The following is an 18985-nucleotide window of genomic DNA, read 5'->3' as shown; positions in this document are numbered from 1 at the left end:
TGATTTTTTTTAAAACTAAAATATACCAATTGGTATATAATTATAACTAGAAAAATGAAAAATATGAAAGATGTATTTATTGTAGCCGCTAAACGCACCCCCACCGGAGGATTTTTGGGTAGTTTACAGGCTTTTACTGCTACAGAACTAGGAAGTTTAGTAGCACAAGAAATCAGAAAAGAATTGAACGTACCAGCTACGGCTATTGATTCCCTGTATATTGGCAATGGATTAAGTGCGGGTCTGGGGCAATCTCCTGCTAGACAGGTAGGTATTCTTTCGGGCTTATCTCCAGATACAGAAGCAACAACCATCAATAAAGTATGTTCCTCTGGACTAAAAGCCGTATCGCTAGCTGCCCAACAAATTCAATTGGGGCAAGAGCACCTTGTTTTAGCTGGTGGTATAGAAAGCATGAGTAATGTTCCTTTTTATTCTTCTCATCGTCAAGCCCATAAATTAGGTCATATTCAAACGATTGATGGACTTTTAAAAGATGGATTAACAGATGCTTACGCACAGTGTCACATGGGAAATGCAGCTGAAATAGGCATTCGTCATTTTGCTTTTACAAGAGAAGAACTCGATCAATATGCATTAAACTCCTATACAAAAGCTCAAAAAGCAACAGAAGAAGGGAAATTTAAGGCAGAAATCATTCCTATTGCCCTACCCAAGCAAAAAGAAATGATGGATACAGATGAGGATATTTATAAAATCATTCCTGAAAAACTGCCGCAATTGCGTCCTGTTTTTGAAGAAGGTGGTGCGTTAACAGCAGCAAATTCAAGCAATTTAAATGACGGAGCAGCTCTACTACTACTTGCTTCAGCGGAAGCTGTACAAAAACATGGGCTCCAGCCTTTGGCTCGTATTGTTTCTTATGCAGATGCTGCACAAGATCCGCTTTGGTTTACGACAGCTCCTGCTCTAGCAATTCCAAAAGCCTTGGAAAGAGCTAATTTAGACCTAGATGCCATTGATCTCTTTGAGATTAATGAAGCCTATGCCTCTGTTCCTTTATCGATTGCTAAACTCCTAGATGTTCCACTCGATCGCATCAATATACGTGGAGGTGCAGTTGCTCTAGGGCATCCTATTGGTGCTTCTGGTGCGCGTATTTTAGTTACCTTAACGCATGCCCTCCAACAGGAGAACAAACGATATGGTTTGGCGGCAATTTGCAACGGCGGTGGCGGCGCAACGGCTTTAATTATTGAGAAATTATAATCAAATACAACAAAAAATGGAAAAATTTGATCTTATCGTTATTGGCTCAGGACCTGGTGGTTATGTAGCAGCTATACGAGCCTCCCAATTGGGATATAAAACAGCTATTGTAGAAAAATATGAAGGGTTGGGTGGAACTTGTACGCATGTAGGTTGTATTCCAACCAAGGCCTTGTTAGACAGTACCCATCACTATGCAGATGCACGACATAAATTCAAATCATACGGAATTGAAATTCAAGATATTCAATTGAATTTCGGTCAGATGTTTCAACGCAAAGATGAAGTGATTCTGAAAAACACCCAAGGCTTGGACTTTTTGATGCAAAAAAACAAGATTACGCGATTACACGGTACAGCGAGTTTTCAAAACAACACCACTATCACTGTAACTTCCTCAAAAGGAGAGCGTATACAGGTGGAAGCTGATCGATTCATTATTGCAACAGGTTCTAAACCCGCCACGCTACCAGGGATTACCCTAGATAAGAAACGCATCATTAGCTCGACAGAAGCGTTATCCTTAACACAAAAACCGAACAGCATCATCATTGTAGGTGGTGGTGTAATTGGTGTAGAAATGGCTTCTATTTATCACCGTATGGGAACTCAGGTTACGATATTAGAATATGCAAGTAACCTTATCTCCACAATGGATACAGAACTTGGAAAGACTTTACACAAAATACTCAAGAAAGAGGGCATAGCAATCCAACTTGAGCAATCCGTCTATCAGGTAGATAATCTAGGAGAACAAGCACGTGTAAAATTCAAAAATAAGCAAGGGGAAGATTTTGAACTCCAAGCAGATTATGTTTTAATGGCCGTTGGAAGACGTCCTTATACGGAAGGATTAGGCTTAGAACATACGGCTGTTACCTTGAATGCGCGTGGTTTTATTGAAACCAACGAAAAATTACAGACAAATGCTCCAAACATTTATGCTATTGGCGATGTCATTGGTGGTGCCATGCTGGCACATAAAGCGGAGGAAGAAGCTGTATATGTTGTGGAAACCATCAACGGACAAAAACCCCACATTCACTATAACCGCATTCCCAACGTCGTTTATACCTGGCCTGAAGTTGCTTCTGTTGGAGCTACAGAACAAGAATTAAAACAGCAAAATACAGAGTATAACGTAGGTAAATTTCCATTTTCAGCCAATGCGCGTGCGCGTGCATCGATGGATACGGATGGTTTTGCCAAAGTATTGGTTGATCCAAAATACGGCGAGGTTCTGGGGGTGCACATCATTGGAGCTCGTGCGGCAGATTTAATTGCACAAGCCGTGGTGGCCTTAGAATATGAAGTAACTGCTCAAGATATGTTCTCCATTTCTTATGCTCATCCTACCTTTGCGGAAGTTTTAAAAGACGCCTATCGAATGGCCTATGGCCACCCTGCTATCAACATTTAATTCATCTTGTATATCAACTAAAAAAGAGCTCTTTGAATCAACAAAAGAGCTCTTTTTACTAAAAATAATATTCCCCTTAAACTACTATCCTTTTATTTTTTTCTACTATTACGGTTACTTTAATCCATTTAAAATCTGAATGACTTCTTCTGTGGTTCCCGTTTTTAAATCTTCCGATTTAATTTCCACCATTTGATTTTTACTCACCTTAATATCCTTGATTGCATACACAACTTTGTTAGTATCTGGATCCACTGAAATAAAGAATACATAACCTTCTAATCCAACGGGAACCCAACCATAATGCTCGGTAAAAACATCACCTAATTCAGGATGTGTAAGAAATACATCCAAATGTGCTAAACCTTCTTCCCCTTTAACGCCCAGGTAAATCGCTGAGTTTTCGTAATTATACCCTGAAGGAACTTTTACGAAAAACTGCGTTTGCTCTCCTTCAAATCCTGCATATTTATCAATATTAGACCATCCTATTTCTGCGGGTAAATTGCTCCAACCATTTAAGTTTAGAACATAACTGTCGTTTTCTTCATCTCCATGCAAGAATCCCATTTCGGTTTGTACTGGAATTTCAGTAAAGGTTAGATCATCTTTTTCATTAACATTCCCTTGCCAAAGCAACATATCATCTTGAAGTCCCCCCGTATTCTTAGCAGGTACCACCATGTGAATCCCGTAATTGGTTACTTGTTGTCCTTTTACTTTGATATCAAAATAAAACTCTCCTCCTGTAATAATAAACCCACGATATCCTTCCGCCGCTATACGACCATACTCATCTTTAGTCACGTCAAAATAACCCGATTCATCTCGATTCGGGTAAATTCCCGTAGTAGGTCGATTAACGAGCGCCATCACTCCCTTATCATACAATTCAATAAAGGTACAAGTCACTTCATCTCCTGTTTCACCCCAATACTCTTCAGTTCCCAAGTTACTTACCTCTACTTCTACCCCTTTTTTACTGACAAAACGAAATCCACCTTCTTCATTGATTTTGGCAACAAATTCTTGCTTTTGATCAGATAAAACCGCTTCTCTTAATTCTCTAAAGTTAGTAGCCGTTGGAACTTTCAACTCTTCGATCGGTGGCGGAGGTGTAGGACTACTATCATCACTACTACAAGAAATAATTCCCATACCACTTAGTAACATAGCCGAAACAGCCATCATTTGAATTCTTTTTTTCATAACAATTTGATTCAATTAAAAATCAAAACTATTAAATAAATAGCAATAAAAATAAATAACTTTATACCATAAAAGACTAAAAGTAAAAATAATAAAACAATTCAGTATTAAAATAAGTTAAAATACTAAAATAATACAAGACAATAAATTGATTTAAAAATAGTCAATCGCACTAGTACTGAAATCTATGATACTCCTTGAGGGATGTCATCTTTTTTCGCGATATTTGTATGCCTATCCAAGAAGGATTTATTTATAATTTTGACTATTGAATCATGACTAAAACTGAAAAAGTAAACTTTGTTCTTGAAACATTAGATGCTTTGTATCCTGAAATACCAGTTCCTTTAGATCACAAGGATGCTTATACGTTACTCATTGCAGTGTTACTATCGGCTCAATGTACCGATGAACGCGTAAATAAAATCACGCCTCTCCTCTTTGCTAAAGCAGATAATCCTTATGACATGGTTAAGATGACGGTTGAAGAAATTCAAGACATCATTCGTCCCTGTGGGTTATCTCCTATGAAGAGTAAAGGGATCTATGGATTATCGAAGATTTTAATTGAAGAGCATCAAGGGGAAGTACCAGCTGATATCGAAGCCTTAGAGCGCTTACCGGCTGTTGGACACAAAACAGCTTCTGTTGTTATGGCTCAGGCTTTTGATATTCCTGCTTTTCCCGTTGACACGCACATCCATCGTTTGCTTTATCGTTGGGGATTTTCAAATGGAAAAAGTGTACAACAAACGGAAAAAGACGCCAAGCGTTTATTTCCTAAAGAGCATTGGAATAAACTCCACCTTCAATTGGTATGGTATGGACGTCAGTATTCTCCAGCGAGAGCGTGGAAATTAGAACTGGATATTATTACAAGTGTAATTGGTCGTAAAACGGTACTCAACGAATACTATAAGAAACAAGAAAAAAAAGCATCGAAATAAATTCGATGCTTTTTTTTTAGTTCGCTTTTGAAGTCTTTAAATTAGACTCCATAAAATCGCTCAGTGCTAAATGAGACCAAAACTTAGAATACGTCAATAATTTCTCAATTATTTCAGTCTTAGGTAACTTAGCTTCTTTCGCTTTTAAAAGGGATTTGTAATTTTTTTCCATATAAAATCTGTTAGCTTCCACTTTTAAAAACGCACAAACTGAGATTTTATTATAGGCTTAGTGAAATTTGTTTTTTTTCCATTAATCTTCTCAAATTGATAATGGCATAACGCATTCTTCCTAAGGCTGTATTAATACTAACATCCGTTACTTCAGCAATTTCTTTGAAACTCAAATCTTGATACAAGCGCATGCGAATTACTTCTTGCTGATCTTCGGGTAATTCCAAAATTAACTGTTGTAAGTCTTCCGTGATTTGATGGCTGATTAATGTTTCTTCTATAGTTTCACTATCATCTTTTAAAAAAGTAAAAAATGGTGTTTGTGCACTATCATTGTGGATAATCACTCGTTTTTCTTTGCGATAGTGATCCATAATCAAGTTGTGTGCAATACGCATTACCCAAGAAATAAACTTTCCTTCTTCGTTATACTTTCCTGTTTTGAGGGTATTAATAACCTTGATAAAGGTATCTTGAAAAATATCATTGGTTAGTTCAACATCATCTAACTTACTGAAAATAAATCCAAAAATTTTAGCTTGATGTCTTTTGATTAAAATTTCAAGCGCCTGCTCATTGCCTCCTACATAGTGATGCACTAAAGTTGCATCTGGTAATTGAATTAATTCCATAACAAAATTCTTTTATAGCTGTTTTATTCATTTCTAAAAAAGTATTTCTGTTATATAGGCACTTGTATTTATCGGTTAAGTGCTACAAATATATATAAAATATTTTGTTAAAAACAATAGTTTTAAAAAATTGTTAAACGCACCGCTTATTCTTTACTGCCAAAAGCATTTCATAAACAAAGATAAAAGCGTATTTTTGTGTTTCAAATACACGAATCTCCTATGTCTAAAATAGATTTTTCTAAACTAGATCCTAAACACAATATTATAATTAAAGGAGCACATCTGCATAATTTAAAGCATATAGATGTTGTCATCCCGAGAAATCAGATGGTGGTTATCACAGGGCTTTCTGGCTCTGGAAAATCATCTTTGGCCTTTGATACGCTTTATGCTGAAGGACAACGCCGCTATGTAGAGAGTTTATCTTCTTATGCGCGTCAGTTCTTAGGCCGTATTGATAAGCCTAAGGTGGAATACATCAAAGGGATTGCCCCTGCCATTGCTATTGAACAGAAAGTCAATACGACCAATGCGCGATCAACAGTGGGAACATCCACCGAGATCTACGATTATATTAAATTGTTATTTGCGCGAATTGGACGCACCTACTCTCCTATTTCTGGTCAAGAGGTAAAAAAAGATACCGTAACAGATGTTATTCGGTTGATTCAATCGTTGCCCTTAGAGAGTAAATGGCTCTTATTGGCTCCTTTACTTTTTGAAGAAGGTCGCTCCTTAGCAGCGCATCTAGCTGTTTTATTGAAACAGGGATATGCGCGTTTATTGGTAAAAGGAGAAACGGTTCGATTAGACGAATTTTTACAACTAGAAGAAGAGTTGATTAATCAATTTGCCATTACGGATGTATTGCTTATTGTGGATCGTATTGTAGTTAAAGATACCGATGAATTTTTCAATCGCTTGGGAGATGCTATTGAAACTGCCTTTTTTGAAGGCAAAGGAACCTGTTATGTTCGCGCTTTGGAAGGTACTACCCAACATGAATTTAGCAATCGCTTTGAACTTGATGGACTGACTTTTTTAGAGCCTAATATTCATTTATTTAGCTTTAATAATCCTTATGGTGCTTGCCCAACGTGTGATGGCTATGGAAATGTGATTGGTATTGATGAAGAACTGGTTTTCCCTAATACCGGATTATCGGTTTATGAGAATGCCGTATTCCCTTGGCGTGGAGAATCCATGGGATGGTATCGCGATCAATTGGTACAACACGCCTATAAATTCGACTTCCCTATTCATCGTCCTATCTTTCAGCTTACTGCAGAAGAAATGGCGTTACTATGGGAAGGAAATGAATACTTTACCGGTTTAAATGCCTTTTTTCAAGAACTTGAAGAGAAAAATTATAAGATTCAGAACCGCGTCTTGCTATCGAGATATAGAGGAAAAACAAAATGTCCGACTTGTAAGGGAAAACGCTTGAGAATTGAGGCTAATTATGTCAAAATTGGTGGAAAAACTGTTTCTGACTTAGTGGATATGCCGATTGAAAAATTATTGGGGTTCTTTAAGGACTTACAACTAAATGAATATGAACAACAAGTAGCCAAACGCTTGTTGATTGAAATCAATAACCGTTTAGGTTTTCTATTGAATGTTGGATTGGCATATTTAACGCTGAATCGAAATTCATCTACCTTATCCGGAGGGGAATCTCAACGTATTAATTTAGCTACCTCTTTAGGAAGTAGTTTAGTCGGTTCTATGTATATTCTGGATGAACCTAGTATTGGATTACACCCGAAGGATGGAGAGAAATTGATTCATGTCTTGAAGCAACTTCAAGCATTAGGAAATACAGTTATCATTGTAGAGCACGATGAAGAGATTATGCAAGCAGCAGATCAAATTATCGATATCGGACCTGAAGCGGGTACTTTTGGTGGTGAATTAGTGGCGCAAGGAACACTAGCCGAGATTTTGAAATCGGATTCCTTAACAGCGCAATACCTCAATGGAACAATGGCGATTGAAGTGCCTAAAAAACGAAGAAGCTACAAGCATTATATTGATATTATTGGAGCAAGAGAACACAACTTAAAAAATATTGACGTTCGTTTCCCTTTGGATTGCTTAACCGTCATTACGGGAGTATCTGGAAGTGGAAAAAGTACGTTAGTTAAGCGTATTCTATTTCCTGCTTTACAGAAAAAACTAACAGGTTTAAGTGATAAACCAGGGCAATTCACTGCTTTAGAGGGTAAATTTGACCACATCAAACAGATTGAATATGTGGATCAAAATCCAATTGGTAGAAGTTCGCGTTCTAATCCAGTAACTTATATTAAAGCGTATGATGAGATTCGAGATTTATACGCCAAACAAAATACTTCTAAATTAAGAGGATACCAACCGAAACACTTCTCTTTTAACGTCGATGGTGGTCGATGTGAAGTATGTAAAGGGGAAGGAAATGTAACGGTAGAAATGCAATTTATGGCAGACGTTCATTTGGAATGTGAAGCTTGTCATGGAAAACGCTTTAAGAAAGAAGTACTTGAGGTAAACTTTGAAGGAAAGAACATCGACGATATCTTATGTATGACGATTGATGATGCTTTAGCCTTTTTCAAACAATACAACCAAACCAAAATTGCTACGCGTTTGCAGCCGTTACAAGATGTAGGATTGGGATATGTTCAATTGGGGCAATCGTCTTCTACACTTTCGGGTGGTGAGGCACAACGTATTAAATTAGCTTCCTTCTTACTGGCAGGATCAACAAGAGAAAAGGTACTTTTTGTCTTTGATGAGCCGACAACTGGATTGCATTTTCACGACATTAAAAAATTATTGACTGCCTTTAATGCTTTGATTGATAAAGGACATTCGATTCTCGTTATTGAACACAATTTGGATTTAATCAAATGTGCTGATTACATCGTGGATATCGGCCCTGAAGGAGGAGAAAATGGCGGTCAGTTGATTGCTTTTGGAACACCAGAGGAAGTGGTACAATGTGCTGAATCTAGCACAGGACAATACTTGAAAAATAAATTGAAATAAAAAAAGGAGCCGCTGGCTCCTTTTTTTTATCTAGTTGAAATGTTATAAATCTAGTGATGGAGCGTATTATCATCCTTCACAAACTATTTCTATTTACTCATTCATCTTTACTTATTTTCCTTCTAAAACACTCACCAAGCGTTCCGTCAAGCGTTTTCGACCAAAATACTGTAAGCCCATAGCGTGTACTTGTAATTGCTTATTCTGATATTGTTCAAAATACTGCATTAAGATTTCACGTATTTTATCTTTCTCACTATACAAGGCATTTCGTCCTACATTGGTTTGTTGAATGATTTCAAAGAAATCCGATTCTTCTGGACCAATTGCAAGAATTGGACGTTCTGCTGCCATATATTCGAATAACTTACCAGGAATAATCGCTCTCGTATCATCAGAATCAATCTCAACGAGTAACAAAACCTGAGAAGCACGCATTTGTCTCAATGCTTCTTGGTTCTCAACATATCCCCTATTATCCGTACATTCTAGTAGCTTGAACTCTTCTAAAGTATGCAGAATATCCTCACTTATTTTCCCTATTAACTTCAGCTCAAAGGCTTCTTTGAAGGCTTGGTTTTCTCTTCTCAACTCACTGATGGCTTTCCACAACACTCTTGGGTTTCGATTCGAAAGAAAAGATCCAATATGGGCCAAGGTAAATTTTTCATCCAGTGGAATTTTTCCTAAATGAACCACATCATAGCCATTGGTGATAATGGCAATCGGTTTATCTGTTTTGGTTTCAAACTCTTTACGCGTCGTTTTACTGGTTACAATCAGCTGATCGGCCGTATTCAACACTTCGCGTTCTAGGGCAATATGCTTTTCTTTTGCTTGATCTGATAGTTTAAGTTCCTTATGATAACCTATTGTTGTCCAAGGATCTCTAAAATCAGCAAACCATTTAACATGCAATTTCTTCTTCAGAGCCAATCCAATCAAGTGTACACTATGTGGAGGTCCTGTCGTAATGATGGTATCAATATCAGGATGCTGTTTTAAATAGTCTTTGAGATACGCCACTGAAGGCTTAACCCAACCAATACGCGCATCTGGAATAAACATATTTCCTCTAATCCACAACAGCAATTTATCCCATTTGGATTGATTGCGAACTTGGGGAATCATACCTGAGCTCATTGTTTGTGCTCGTTGTCCCGCCAATTTCTTTGCCAGTCCGTAAGGTTCTTTGATTTTATGTCGAAGAATCGTAATCGAAGGATCTACTTCTTGTTCTAGCTGTGTATCAATCAACGGATAATTAGCTCCATCTGGTACATACACAATAGGTTCTATATTAAAATCAGGGAGATATTTGACAAATTTCAGCCAACGTTGTACCCCTGGGCCACCTGCTGGAGGCCAATAATAACAGATAATTAATACTTTCTTCTTTTCTTTTTTCATTTCCATTTTATCTCCTACATCCTAATTTATTCTTCTTTTCTTTTTTTCTTCATTGACCAACCTATTGCTCCAGCAGAGGCTAGTAAAATCAATAGCACACTAGCTAAGGCAATTCGACTTCCCGTTTTGACTACCTGAGGCTCAAACGCAAATTCGACCGTATGTTTTCCTTGAGGTAATTCAATTGCACGCAAGACATAATCTACAGCTAAAATAGGTACTTCCTGTCCGTCAACTTTGGCTATCCATCCCTGCGGATAATAAACCTCTGAAAACACAGCCAAACCTTCATTTGCATTTTCTGCTTCATACACTAATTGATTAGCCTTATAAGACACAAGCTTAATAGAAGCTAAAGAATCAACAGTATACGTATCTTTTACTGCTTGTGTAAACGCATTCGTGTTCAATACTGCTGTTGTTTTTGTGTTGAGATCGCTCAACGCTTTCATCTCCTGATCTGGAGTAGTTACTTTTTGAACAGTTGAAACAAACCAAGCATTTCCATTTGCTTCGTTGTTTAACATCGCTACACTACGTCCTTCTTCATCTGCTTGAATCACATATTTAACATTCATCATATTAAATACTGGCATCGGATTTTTACTCATTTGGTAATCTGCTAACTGTTGAATTCTTCTTGGTTTAGCAGCATGATATCCTCCCAAAGATTGATGGAAATAAGACGCTTTTGCACTATTTAATCCCCCTTGCGTATCAAATACTCTAAAGTGTGTTGGATCATTTAAAATTTGTTTATCTGCTTGTGTGATATCAAAAGGTTCTTGCATTTTTCTTGCCGCTACAAATGATTCATCATTTACGTATTTGCGATCCACCATCACTAAATCTCCCACCAATAAACACCCGATAATAACCAAAGCATACATTTCTTTCATTTTGTCTTTTGCAAATAAAAATAAAATGGCAGCTGTAGCTAAAATCAACAAGAACGAACGAATCAAATCACTCGTATACATTGCTTTTCGCTCTTCAATCAAGGCGCGAATAAACCCAGGTCCTACTTCTCCATAGGCCATGCGGTAATAGTCGTCATTTAACCCCGTAAATGAAAGTGTTCCTTTAATTGCAAACAAGAATACCAAGATTCCACCTGCAATAAAACCAGATTTCTTCAGTGCATCAATTTGCTGCTTTTGCTCTAGTTTAAAGAAGTTATAAAGTCCTAATACAGCTAGTACAGGAATACACATTTCCAAGATAACCTGAATAGAAGATACGGCTCTAAACTTGTTGTACATCGGTACAAAATCAATGAATAGATTTGTAACCACCGCAAAGTTTTTACCCCAAGATAAGATTAGTGCCATCAACGCTCCAACAAAGAAAATATACTTTAATTTGCGTTTTTCTGTAAACATACCCAAGACAAATAAGAAGAACACAACAGCTCCAATATAAGCTGGCGCAGCAACAATAGGCTGATCTCCCCAATACGTTGGTGCTTGTTTACTCATGTCTTGCGCTTGCTGTGGATTAGCTCCAATAGACGTGAAATAGCGATATACCGCATTGTCTTTTTCAAGGGCTTCATTATTTGCTCCACCCGTTAATCGAGGTGCAATTAGATTTAAACTCTCGAAAACACCATAACTATATTCTGTAATATAATCGTAACTCATTGCATTAAAAGACGTTTTAGGAGAACCATCGGGTTCATACGTCAATTCACTTGAACTTCGTGTACTAAACTTCGTGTATTCCGCAGTGGCCATAATATTGGTTGCATTTGCTCCAATACTCAATACCGCTGCCCCTACAAGAATACCATACGCGATACCTAAGCCTTTCCAATCTTTGGCTTTGCTATATTCATAGGTATAAGCGATGGCTACTACCAGAAGGAACAACAGCAAATAATAGGTCATTTGGAAGTGATTGGCACTGATTTCCAGCGCCGCGGCGAGGACAGTTAAGATTCCTCCAGCAACATATTTCTTTCTAAATACGAGCAAAACCCCTGCAACAACCATTGGCATATAAGCAATGGCATGTGCTTTGGCATTGTGTCCCACACCTAGGATAATGATTAAGTAAGTAGAAAATCCAAACGCTAAAGATCCTATAAAAGCTTTTAACGGACGAACCCCTAAGGCCATCATTAAAGCGTAAAATCCGATGAAGTAAAGAAATAAATAGTCTGCAGGACGTGGTAAAAATCGAATCGCTGTATCTAAATGCTTAACGAAGTTATAAGGATACTTGGCGCCCAACTGATAGGTTGGCATTCCACCAAATGCGCTATTGGTCCAATAAGGTTCTTCATTAAATTCGGCTCTGAAATTATTCTGTTCTTTAGCCATTCCAGTATATTGCACAATATCAGACTGATATATGACTTTATTTTGCAATACTGGGGAAAAATAGAGTAAAGCTACTACGATAAAACCGACCAACACCAAAAGATGTGGTACATACTTTTTTACTGCATTCATGCTATAAAATTACTTTGCGAGGTTTGAATTCTGTTCAATTAGCTAAAGTAAGTAATTTTAAGATTAGATGGTTTTGTTTTTGGCTTTTTTGTTTTTTTACGAGTCGCTTTTTATAGGTTGTCAGCCCATCTCCTATTATTGCTTTATTTATTACCTAACTTCTCCCAAAGGAATTGCGTTCGCTACTTCATATATAATCCTTGGATTGGTAATGCTTTTCGTAAGCAAATCGAATTATTTATATAAAAAAACGTATATAAATAGACGATTACATATTGAAAACAAAGTTGAAGAATCTTGTTTCATTATTTCGGTTTGATTCTTGTTGTGGTGTATCAAAAAGCATGAACCAACAAGACTCTTCCCCTTCTTCATCTCTTAGCTCTGAATTTATTGTTTGTTCAGGAGCTCAGTGTACATGTACAGGAAATCCATCTCTCTTCCCTGAATTGCGCATTAGTACCCATCAAAAGTACTATGCCAATGCGGTGGATAAACTCATTGCTACCATTGAAGATACCCAATTTATTGAAGGACCTTCCCCTTTTAAAACGTGCAAACACAAAAAGGGATACGACAAGAGTTGCTTGTATCAACCTCTTGGCTTTTGGAAGGTCGAAGATAACGCACATTTCCCTTCTATTGGACAGCGAGATATCTTAACCGAAACAGGAAAACTACAACGTGCTATGGGTGGTACAATTTCTATTCATTATCACGGTCAAGTTGTTACGGTAGAGGAAGAACAAGAAACAGAAAAAACTCAAGAGGAAGATAGCTGCGTGGCGTTAGCCGAGGAAACTCCAACTGAAGTTGTACCCCAAGCGCTCCTCTATGTTTCCAATGTCAATAGTGTAACACTTGTAAATTTAGACAGTCTTTATTGGGGTGTTCTTACACCAAGAAATCCTCGTGCCTTACGTGTAGGCATTAGCGAGGCATTGATATTTAAAGCAAACACCCCTCCAAGAGAAGAAAAGCAGTACATCAGTTGGAGTGTCACACAGCTTTGCGATGATTCGAGCCTCTTCGAAGCGGGAAAAATGGGTCAGACATTTCACGTCGAAACAACTGCCGAAACAGTCGATTACCAAGCGTATCCCACTACCCATCGCGCTTTTAGTTGGAAACCTACTCAGTCGGGAATTTATATTATATCTGCTGCAAGAACACCAAAGGAGGAATCGACCAAGACGTATTATGGTAATTTTTACTACTATATCGAAGTAGTAGATCAAGCTGTTCTTACCTTATTGGAATTAAATCAACCCCATACACCAACGCGGGTTGTGGGAGATGAAGTAAAGATTACCCTGCATAGCACCATTCGCTTATCACCAGAACAAGTTGATCAACTGCGGATCAAAGTTCGCGTAAAAGAGGGAGACTCACATACCCAAACCGCTGTTGTTTTCTCTTCAAAAGGGAGGTATCCTTTTACCCAAGCAAACAATACTATTCAAGCAGTTTATACCTCTACCAATGCCCATACTTATCAAGTGGAAGTGTATGAAAATTCAAAACTTAATTTAGCGATTCCAGTTCAATATTTTCAGATATCTTCCAATACAGTACTCTCTATTTCTCCTAATATAGAGCGAATTCGCCTTGGCAGTCGGGTTGTATTTACGGCTGAACTTCAAAACAAGAAGGCTATCAATCCAACAAAGGTTAAATGGTTGATACAATCTCCTGGTAATAAGCAATTTCAGCAGCACTTTATACGTCATACAACAGTTACTTTAGATTTTACGAAGGAAGGAACCTATGTTATTGCGTGTGTATATGATAATTTTTGGACAAGAAAAGAAAAAGCAACACAAACCATTCAGGTCATGGCTAATCAACTTGAAAAGTTGACATTACATCCAAGCCTTGTTCCTTCACAAACTACTCCAAAACAAACCTATACGATTTATAGTCAAGATATTATAACGCTTACATTAGAGACAACCTTAGGTTATCAATCTCTTATAGCGGATGTCTATGTGGAAGCTAAAGAGCTTCACCAACCAAATGTATTTCAAAAGTTGATTCACTATGTTTTCCCTGAAAAAGAAAATCAATCAACTCCTACTATACACACCAATGTTGATCATGAAATAAGTTATACGCTGACTTATGTCAAAGGGCCTAAAAAGCATGCGGGTTTTGACTTGTCTATCTATTATGCCAATCCAGAACTCCAGCAAGCTATTCAACTCGATTTACAAGAATTGGAACTGACTGAACCAACTGATACACTCGGTAATCAATCCTTAGAAACTATTAAAATCTATACTGCTCGCACCCAAACAGAGGGCATCGTCTTGCGATCCAATCTAGCTACTTTTGATTTTCAATTAGAAGAAGTTGGGCTGTATCAATTGGAGGTGCTATTCAATGATCAAATCTATACGTATGAAATTGAGTGTATGGAAGGAACAGTCAACCGATGGGAATTTGTCAATACCTTGGATCAGTATCAACCAACCTTGAGTTTTAATGAAGACTTTGCAACTACAGTGGAAATTACAGGGTTTGAAAATAAATCAGCTACCATTTGTTACTGGTACGATTCCCGCAATCGAGAGCGAGACCTATTCGAATTGTTTCGCGATACAGTTCATTTTGACAGCCAAGGGAAATGTACGCATCTGATCAAAAGCTTTTCTAATTTTTGGAAAACTTTCGCTCATCAAGTTCCCGAAGGAAAAGGGGAAGAATACGCCATCTTCTTTACCCTTTCGGAAGAAATTGGTCTATCAAATGTCAAAAGAGAATTGTTTAAGAAAAAAGAAGCTCTTTTTGGTCATGTTTTTCCCTTGGATACCCTAAATACCTATGCTTATATTCTGAAGAAATACCGCATTGAGGCCTATTTTAATACGGCTAACCATCACCGTCTAATTCGTCCCATTCTATACAAGGAACCCATTGAAATTGAAGTAGTACGCCTATTGGGTCGCTATGATCAGGATGAAATTCTACCTGATGCTGTGACGGTAATTTTATATGAAAACACAAACCAAAGTTTTTTAAAGTTGAAATTTAAGGACCGAGAGGCTACTGCAATTCCTCTTGTCTTTAGCAAGGGACAAAATACGATTTATCACCCTTTAGATACAAGTGATTGCGTCATCTATAAGGGAAATACCCACACAAAAGACAAGGGATTAGCTAGTAATCCCCGTGTATTTTACTTAGGAATTAGCTATGAAGCCCAAACCAAAGGTCCATTATATAACGAAAATCCATATACCGTACAGAAAACAGCAGTGGAAGTACTATTTCCTAAGGGATATGAGCGAAATTGGGCCAATGATCACTTGTTGATGCAACCCTTTAAATCCGAAATAGAAGAAGAATTACTCCATACGGAGACTCAAAAACGAGTGAAAGACAATCTACGTCGTCTAGCTGTCTATCGCAAAGACAACAAACTGGGCTACCTCTACCTGCATCAGCTCAAACTGGTTCAAGAGTTTGTGTTTAATCAAACTTTTAAGGAACACAGTATACCAATTAAGGTAGAGCGTAAATCAAAAAATAAACAAGAGATAGTGCCTGATTCCCATTCTGATTGCCCAAGGTGTAAAGCCCCTGTTACAAGCGAACAGCTCCTGCAGCTATTTCCTGAATCGGATCTCGTAACCCTAGAAGCCATCGCAAAAGCCTATACCGATTATATGGTAACGTTTGACATGAATACCTGTTGAAATAAAGCGCATTTTTTTGCTCAAGCTATCATTGAATCAGGGAGAAAAATCAATATAAAAAGAGGAGAATCATTTGCTTATGATTTCAGTACAGCAACAAAAAGGAAATACTTCTTGGATTTATTTTGTTCGGTTTTTTTTAAAGGAAAAAAAATAAACAACAAATGGGTATCGGAAAAAGATTCCAGCGCAACCTGGAAAGATGAAGAAAACAGAGTATTTAAATCTGAAGAAATTTATAATAAATATGAAGAAATTCGAGTAGCTACCAATGGGGTAAATAGAGAAAAAGAACAGTTAATTGCCAATTTTGTCTATGGTAATCGATTGGGAAATAACAAAGATGTCCCAGGAGAAGGATGGCGTTTTAAAGGCAGGGGACTTTGTCAAATTACAGGTAGAGCTAATCATAGTGATGCATATGATCGCATTAAAGATCACCCAGCATTTAAAGGCTTACAATTGGGAATTCAAAAAGAAGCAGATCAAATTGTTGCGCTTTTGGATGCCAATGCATATCTCATCACTGCATTTTCTATGGCACATTGGAAAAATACAGGACTCCATCATCTCTCAAATATGGAAGAAGAAACAGATAAGATATCAATCTTAATAGGTGCTAATGTTGCATGGCCAGAAAAGAAAAAGGTATTTGATATGGAAACAGCTCCCTTATTTCAAACCGATACTTGCACCTTTACTTATTTTCCAGATTACGGAGATGGTGTATTGGAAATGATGAAACGATATGTAGAAAAAGGATGGCCTTATAGTCAACTAGGGTCGCGGAAAGGATTAAAATACAAGGATATTAAAGAAGTTGATTGCTCAGAAGTTGTAGCCTTGTATTTATATCATTTAGATATCATTCAAGAACCCATGCAACTAAATACAGGCGTGATGACTACAGAAAGAGAATTTCAAAAGGCCATTGGGAATAGTAATATTGAACATGTTATAGGGAGTGAAAAAGCAGATTTCATTCCGAAACGAGGGGATATATTCGTATGGCGGGGTCTTAATAAGAAAACAGGTAAAGTTCGAGGTCATACAGGAATTATATATAAGTATAATCAAAAAGATGATTTAGTGATAATATTAGAAGCTATAGATGCATTAGGAAGCGGTGATGAAGACACGCATTTAAAATATGTTACAGGAATATTTGACAACAATAAAACAAAAAAAATTAAGGAATCTAAAGTACACACAAAAAAAACAAGGGTAGCTTACTACAAACGCACAGGAGGAGCTCTCAATACACATGACAGTTGGTTTGGATATTTTAGACCTATTAACTACATAAAAACATTGTAATATTTTTATTATGAAATACATAATTCTTCCCCCTATGGCTGCTCATTTGTTATTCATTACTGAATTGCAAAAAACAAAATCAAGAACTAATAGCACAAGAAAAAATATTAATACAACCTAAAAGGGATTGGCTGCATATGCCTCAATACAAAGTAGAAGGAATCATTGAAGTTATGGAAGGACGAACGGAAGAAAATCAAAAATTATTAGAAAGTATTTATGATCTTACTCTAGGTTTACCTGAAGGTCAGGAATTTATTGAAGAAGATTATAGAATGGAAGAAATAAACTTGATGAATCATCTATATTATTTGGGATTAAAATCTTTTGGTTTTCAATTTCCAAGTGAACAAATTTTTGCTCAACGGATTATGAAAATTTTTAACGTAGATATCTATGCTGATTATTCAAATAATTCCAAAATAAAAAAAATAGACAATTTTCTAATACTATCACCTAAAGTATACATGCAAGATAAATATGATAAAGCTCCGTTACTGTATTTTACTTATGGAAATTATATTTTTGATTTAGAACATAGATATTTCTTTAATTTTAGCCCTGGTTATGTAGAAAAACATTTAGATGATTATGACAAAAAGTATTATGCATATAACGTAAATTCTTATGACCTTGCATATAATAATTATATTTTTCATAACAGTCGAGCTGCACTAATTCAAGTATATGATTTTTTACCTTATGAATTTGTGAAAGATTTTGGTTATGAAGGGTTTTCTCAGGAGTACCATGATATATACCAAAGAATCCAAACAAAATACATGGAGGAATACAAAAAGATGAGTGAACTTTCACGCGAAGGCTGGGATTATCGCATGTATGATCGTCTATTCTTTTCTCGCGGATTTGACGGAAAACTAATTGTAAAGAAAAAAATGTTAGCCGCGGCTGTGGAATTAGCCAAAGAAGATGAAGCTTATATTCGAGTGCCTTTGAATTACTATTTTATTCAAATGACAACAAAGTATATTCCAAACGAATATGCTGCAGATTACAGCGAAGTACATAACTATTTGACAGAACGAGAGCCTTTTTACACACCTGAAGAGCGTGCCATGATTTGGGTGTATACTTCTCTTTTAGAACTACATCTCCCGCCAAGCGAAACGAAGATTTCTCCTTACACTTTTATTGGTATTGCCCTAAACTATCCTGAACTATATGAAGTAGCAGAGGCACATGACTTTTTTGGAGAAGATATGTCAGAAGTAATCGAGCAGATAGATAGAATGACGATTAACAGTCCTCTTTAAACACTTTAAACAATACAACTAATTGACAAAAGAGTGTTAAGTTAAACAAAGTACAGCTTATTTCTAGCTCTAACCACTCCTATACCTTATCCATGAATCTAAATAGGAGGCACTCTCCTATTGATACTACTTGAAACCCCCATTAACAAACAGCATAAAAAAAGCTCCTATAAAAGGAGCTTTAC

The 18985-nt window shown here is 36.9% G+C and carries 12 protein-coding genes; 7 read left to right on the top strand and 5 right to left on the bottom strand.

The window, feature by feature from the left end; translation table 11 throughout:
* The first annotated feature begins 54 nt into the window (after positions 1 to 54).
* Positions 55 to 1230 (top strand): thiolase family protein, encoded by a 1176-nt coding sequence (locus tag M2306_RS04750; RefSeq protein ID WP_259190453.1) that lies wholly within the window; start codon positions 55 to 57, stop codon positions 1228 to 1230.
* Between the two features lie 16 nt (positions 1231 to 1246).
* The gene (lpdA, locus tag M2306_RS04745) at positions 1247 to 2650 is read left to right on the top strand and encodes a dihydrolipoyl dehydrogenase (RefSeq protein ID WP_259190452.1); all 1404 of its coding nucleotides are present in this window, start codon (positions 1247 to 1249) and stop codon (positions 2648 to 2650) included.
* 114 nt (positions 2651 to 2764) lie between these two features.
* On the opposite strand, the gene M2306_RS04740 is transcribed toward lpdA, so the two are convergent.
* Positions 2765 to 3859 carry a hypothetical protein gene (locus M2306_RS04740; protein ID WP_259190451.1) on the bottom strand — a complete coding sequence of 365 codons (1095 nt, stop codon included), beginning with the start codon at positions 3857 to 3859 and terminating at the stop codon, positions 2765 to 2767.
* A gap of 275 nt (positions 3860 to 4134) precedes the next feature.
* Between M2306_RS04740 and M2306_RS04735 the strand changes: the two genes are divergently transcribed.
* Positions 4135 to 4806 (top strand): endonuclease III domain-containing protein, encoded by a 672-nt coding sequence (locus M2306_RS04735; RefSeq protein WP_259190450.1) that lies wholly within the window; start codon positions 4135 to 4137, stop codon positions 4804 to 4806.
* Positions 4807 to 4822: 16 nt separating this feature from the next.
* Here the strand turns inward: M2306_RS04735 and M2306_RS04730 are convergent, their stop codons facing one another.
* On the bottom strand, positions 4823 to 4978 hold the full coding sequence (locus M2306_RS04730) for a hypothetical protein (protein WP_002984984.1): 156 nt from the start codon (positions 4976 to 4978) through the stop codon (positions 4823 to 4825).
* 49 nt (positions 4979 to 5027) lie between these two features.
* Positions 5028 to 5612, bottom strand: coding sequence for a sigma-70 family RNA polymerase sigma factor (locus tag M2306_RS04725; RefSeq protein WP_115090443.1), 585 nt, complete (start codon positions 5610 to 5612; stop codon positions 5028 to 5030).
* A gap of 222 nt (positions 5613 to 5834) precedes the next feature.
* Between M2306_RS04725 and uvrA the strand changes: the two genes are divergently transcribed.
* Positions 5835 to 8645, top strand: coding sequence for an excinuclease ABC subunit UvrA (gene uvrA / locus M2306_RS04720; RefSeq protein ID WP_259190436.1), 2811 nt, complete (start codon positions 5835 to 5837; stop codon positions 8643 to 8645).
* A gap of 111 nt (positions 8646 to 8756) precedes the next feature.
* Here uvrA and M2306_RS04715 read toward each other — a convergent pair whose 3' ends face one another.
* Both M2306_RS04715 and M2306_RS04710 read right to left on the bottom strand, forming a co-directional pair.
* Positions 8757 to 10055, bottom strand: a complete 1299-nt coding sequence (locus tag M2306_RS04715; RefSeq protein WP_259190421.1) for a glycosyltransferase family 4 protein — start codon at positions 10053 to 10055, stop codon at positions 8757 to 8759.
* A 26-nt stretch (positions 10056 to 10081) separates the two neighbouring features.
* Entirely contained in the window at positions 10082 to 12511 is a 2430-nt protein-coding gene (locus M2306_RS04710; protein WP_259190413.1) for a YfhO family protein, read from the bottom strand.
* A gap of 344 nt (positions 12512 to 12855) precedes the next feature.
* Between M2306_RS04710 and M2306_RS04705 the strand changes: the two genes are divergently transcribed.
* The 3 genes from M2306_RS04705 (at position 12856) to M2306_RS04695 (ending at position 18800) form a co-directional block, all read left to right on the top strand.
* Positions 12856 to 16209: a DUF4280 domain-containing protein gene (locus M2306_RS04705; protein ID WP_259190411.1), complete on the top strand. Its 3354-nt coding sequence runs from the start codon at positions 12856 to 12858 to the stop codon at positions 16207 to 16209.
* 114 nt (positions 16210 to 16323) lie between these two features.
* Positions 16324 to 17526 (top strand): hypothetical protein, encoded by a 1203-nt coding sequence (locus M2306_RS04700; protein WP_259190410.1) that lies wholly within the window; start codon positions 16324 to 16326, stop codon positions 17524 to 17526.
* A 137-nt stretch (positions 17527 to 17663) separates the two neighbouring features.
* Positions 17664 to 18800 (top strand): hypothetical protein, encoded by a 1137-nt coding sequence (locus tag M2306_RS04695; RefSeq protein ID WP_259190408.1) that lies wholly within the window; start codon positions 17664 to 17666, stop codon positions 18798 to 18800.
* Positions 18801 to 18985: the final 185 nt, after the last annotated feature.

Source organism: Myroides gitamensis (assembly GCF_029894455.1).
Taxonomy (GTDB): Bacteria; Bacteroidota; Bacteroidia; order Flavobacteriales; family Flavobacteriaceae; genus Flavobacterium; species Flavobacterium odoratum.
The sequence above is the reverse complement of the archived record's forward strand: the minus strand, read 5'-3'. Positions and strand labels throughout refer to the sequence as shown.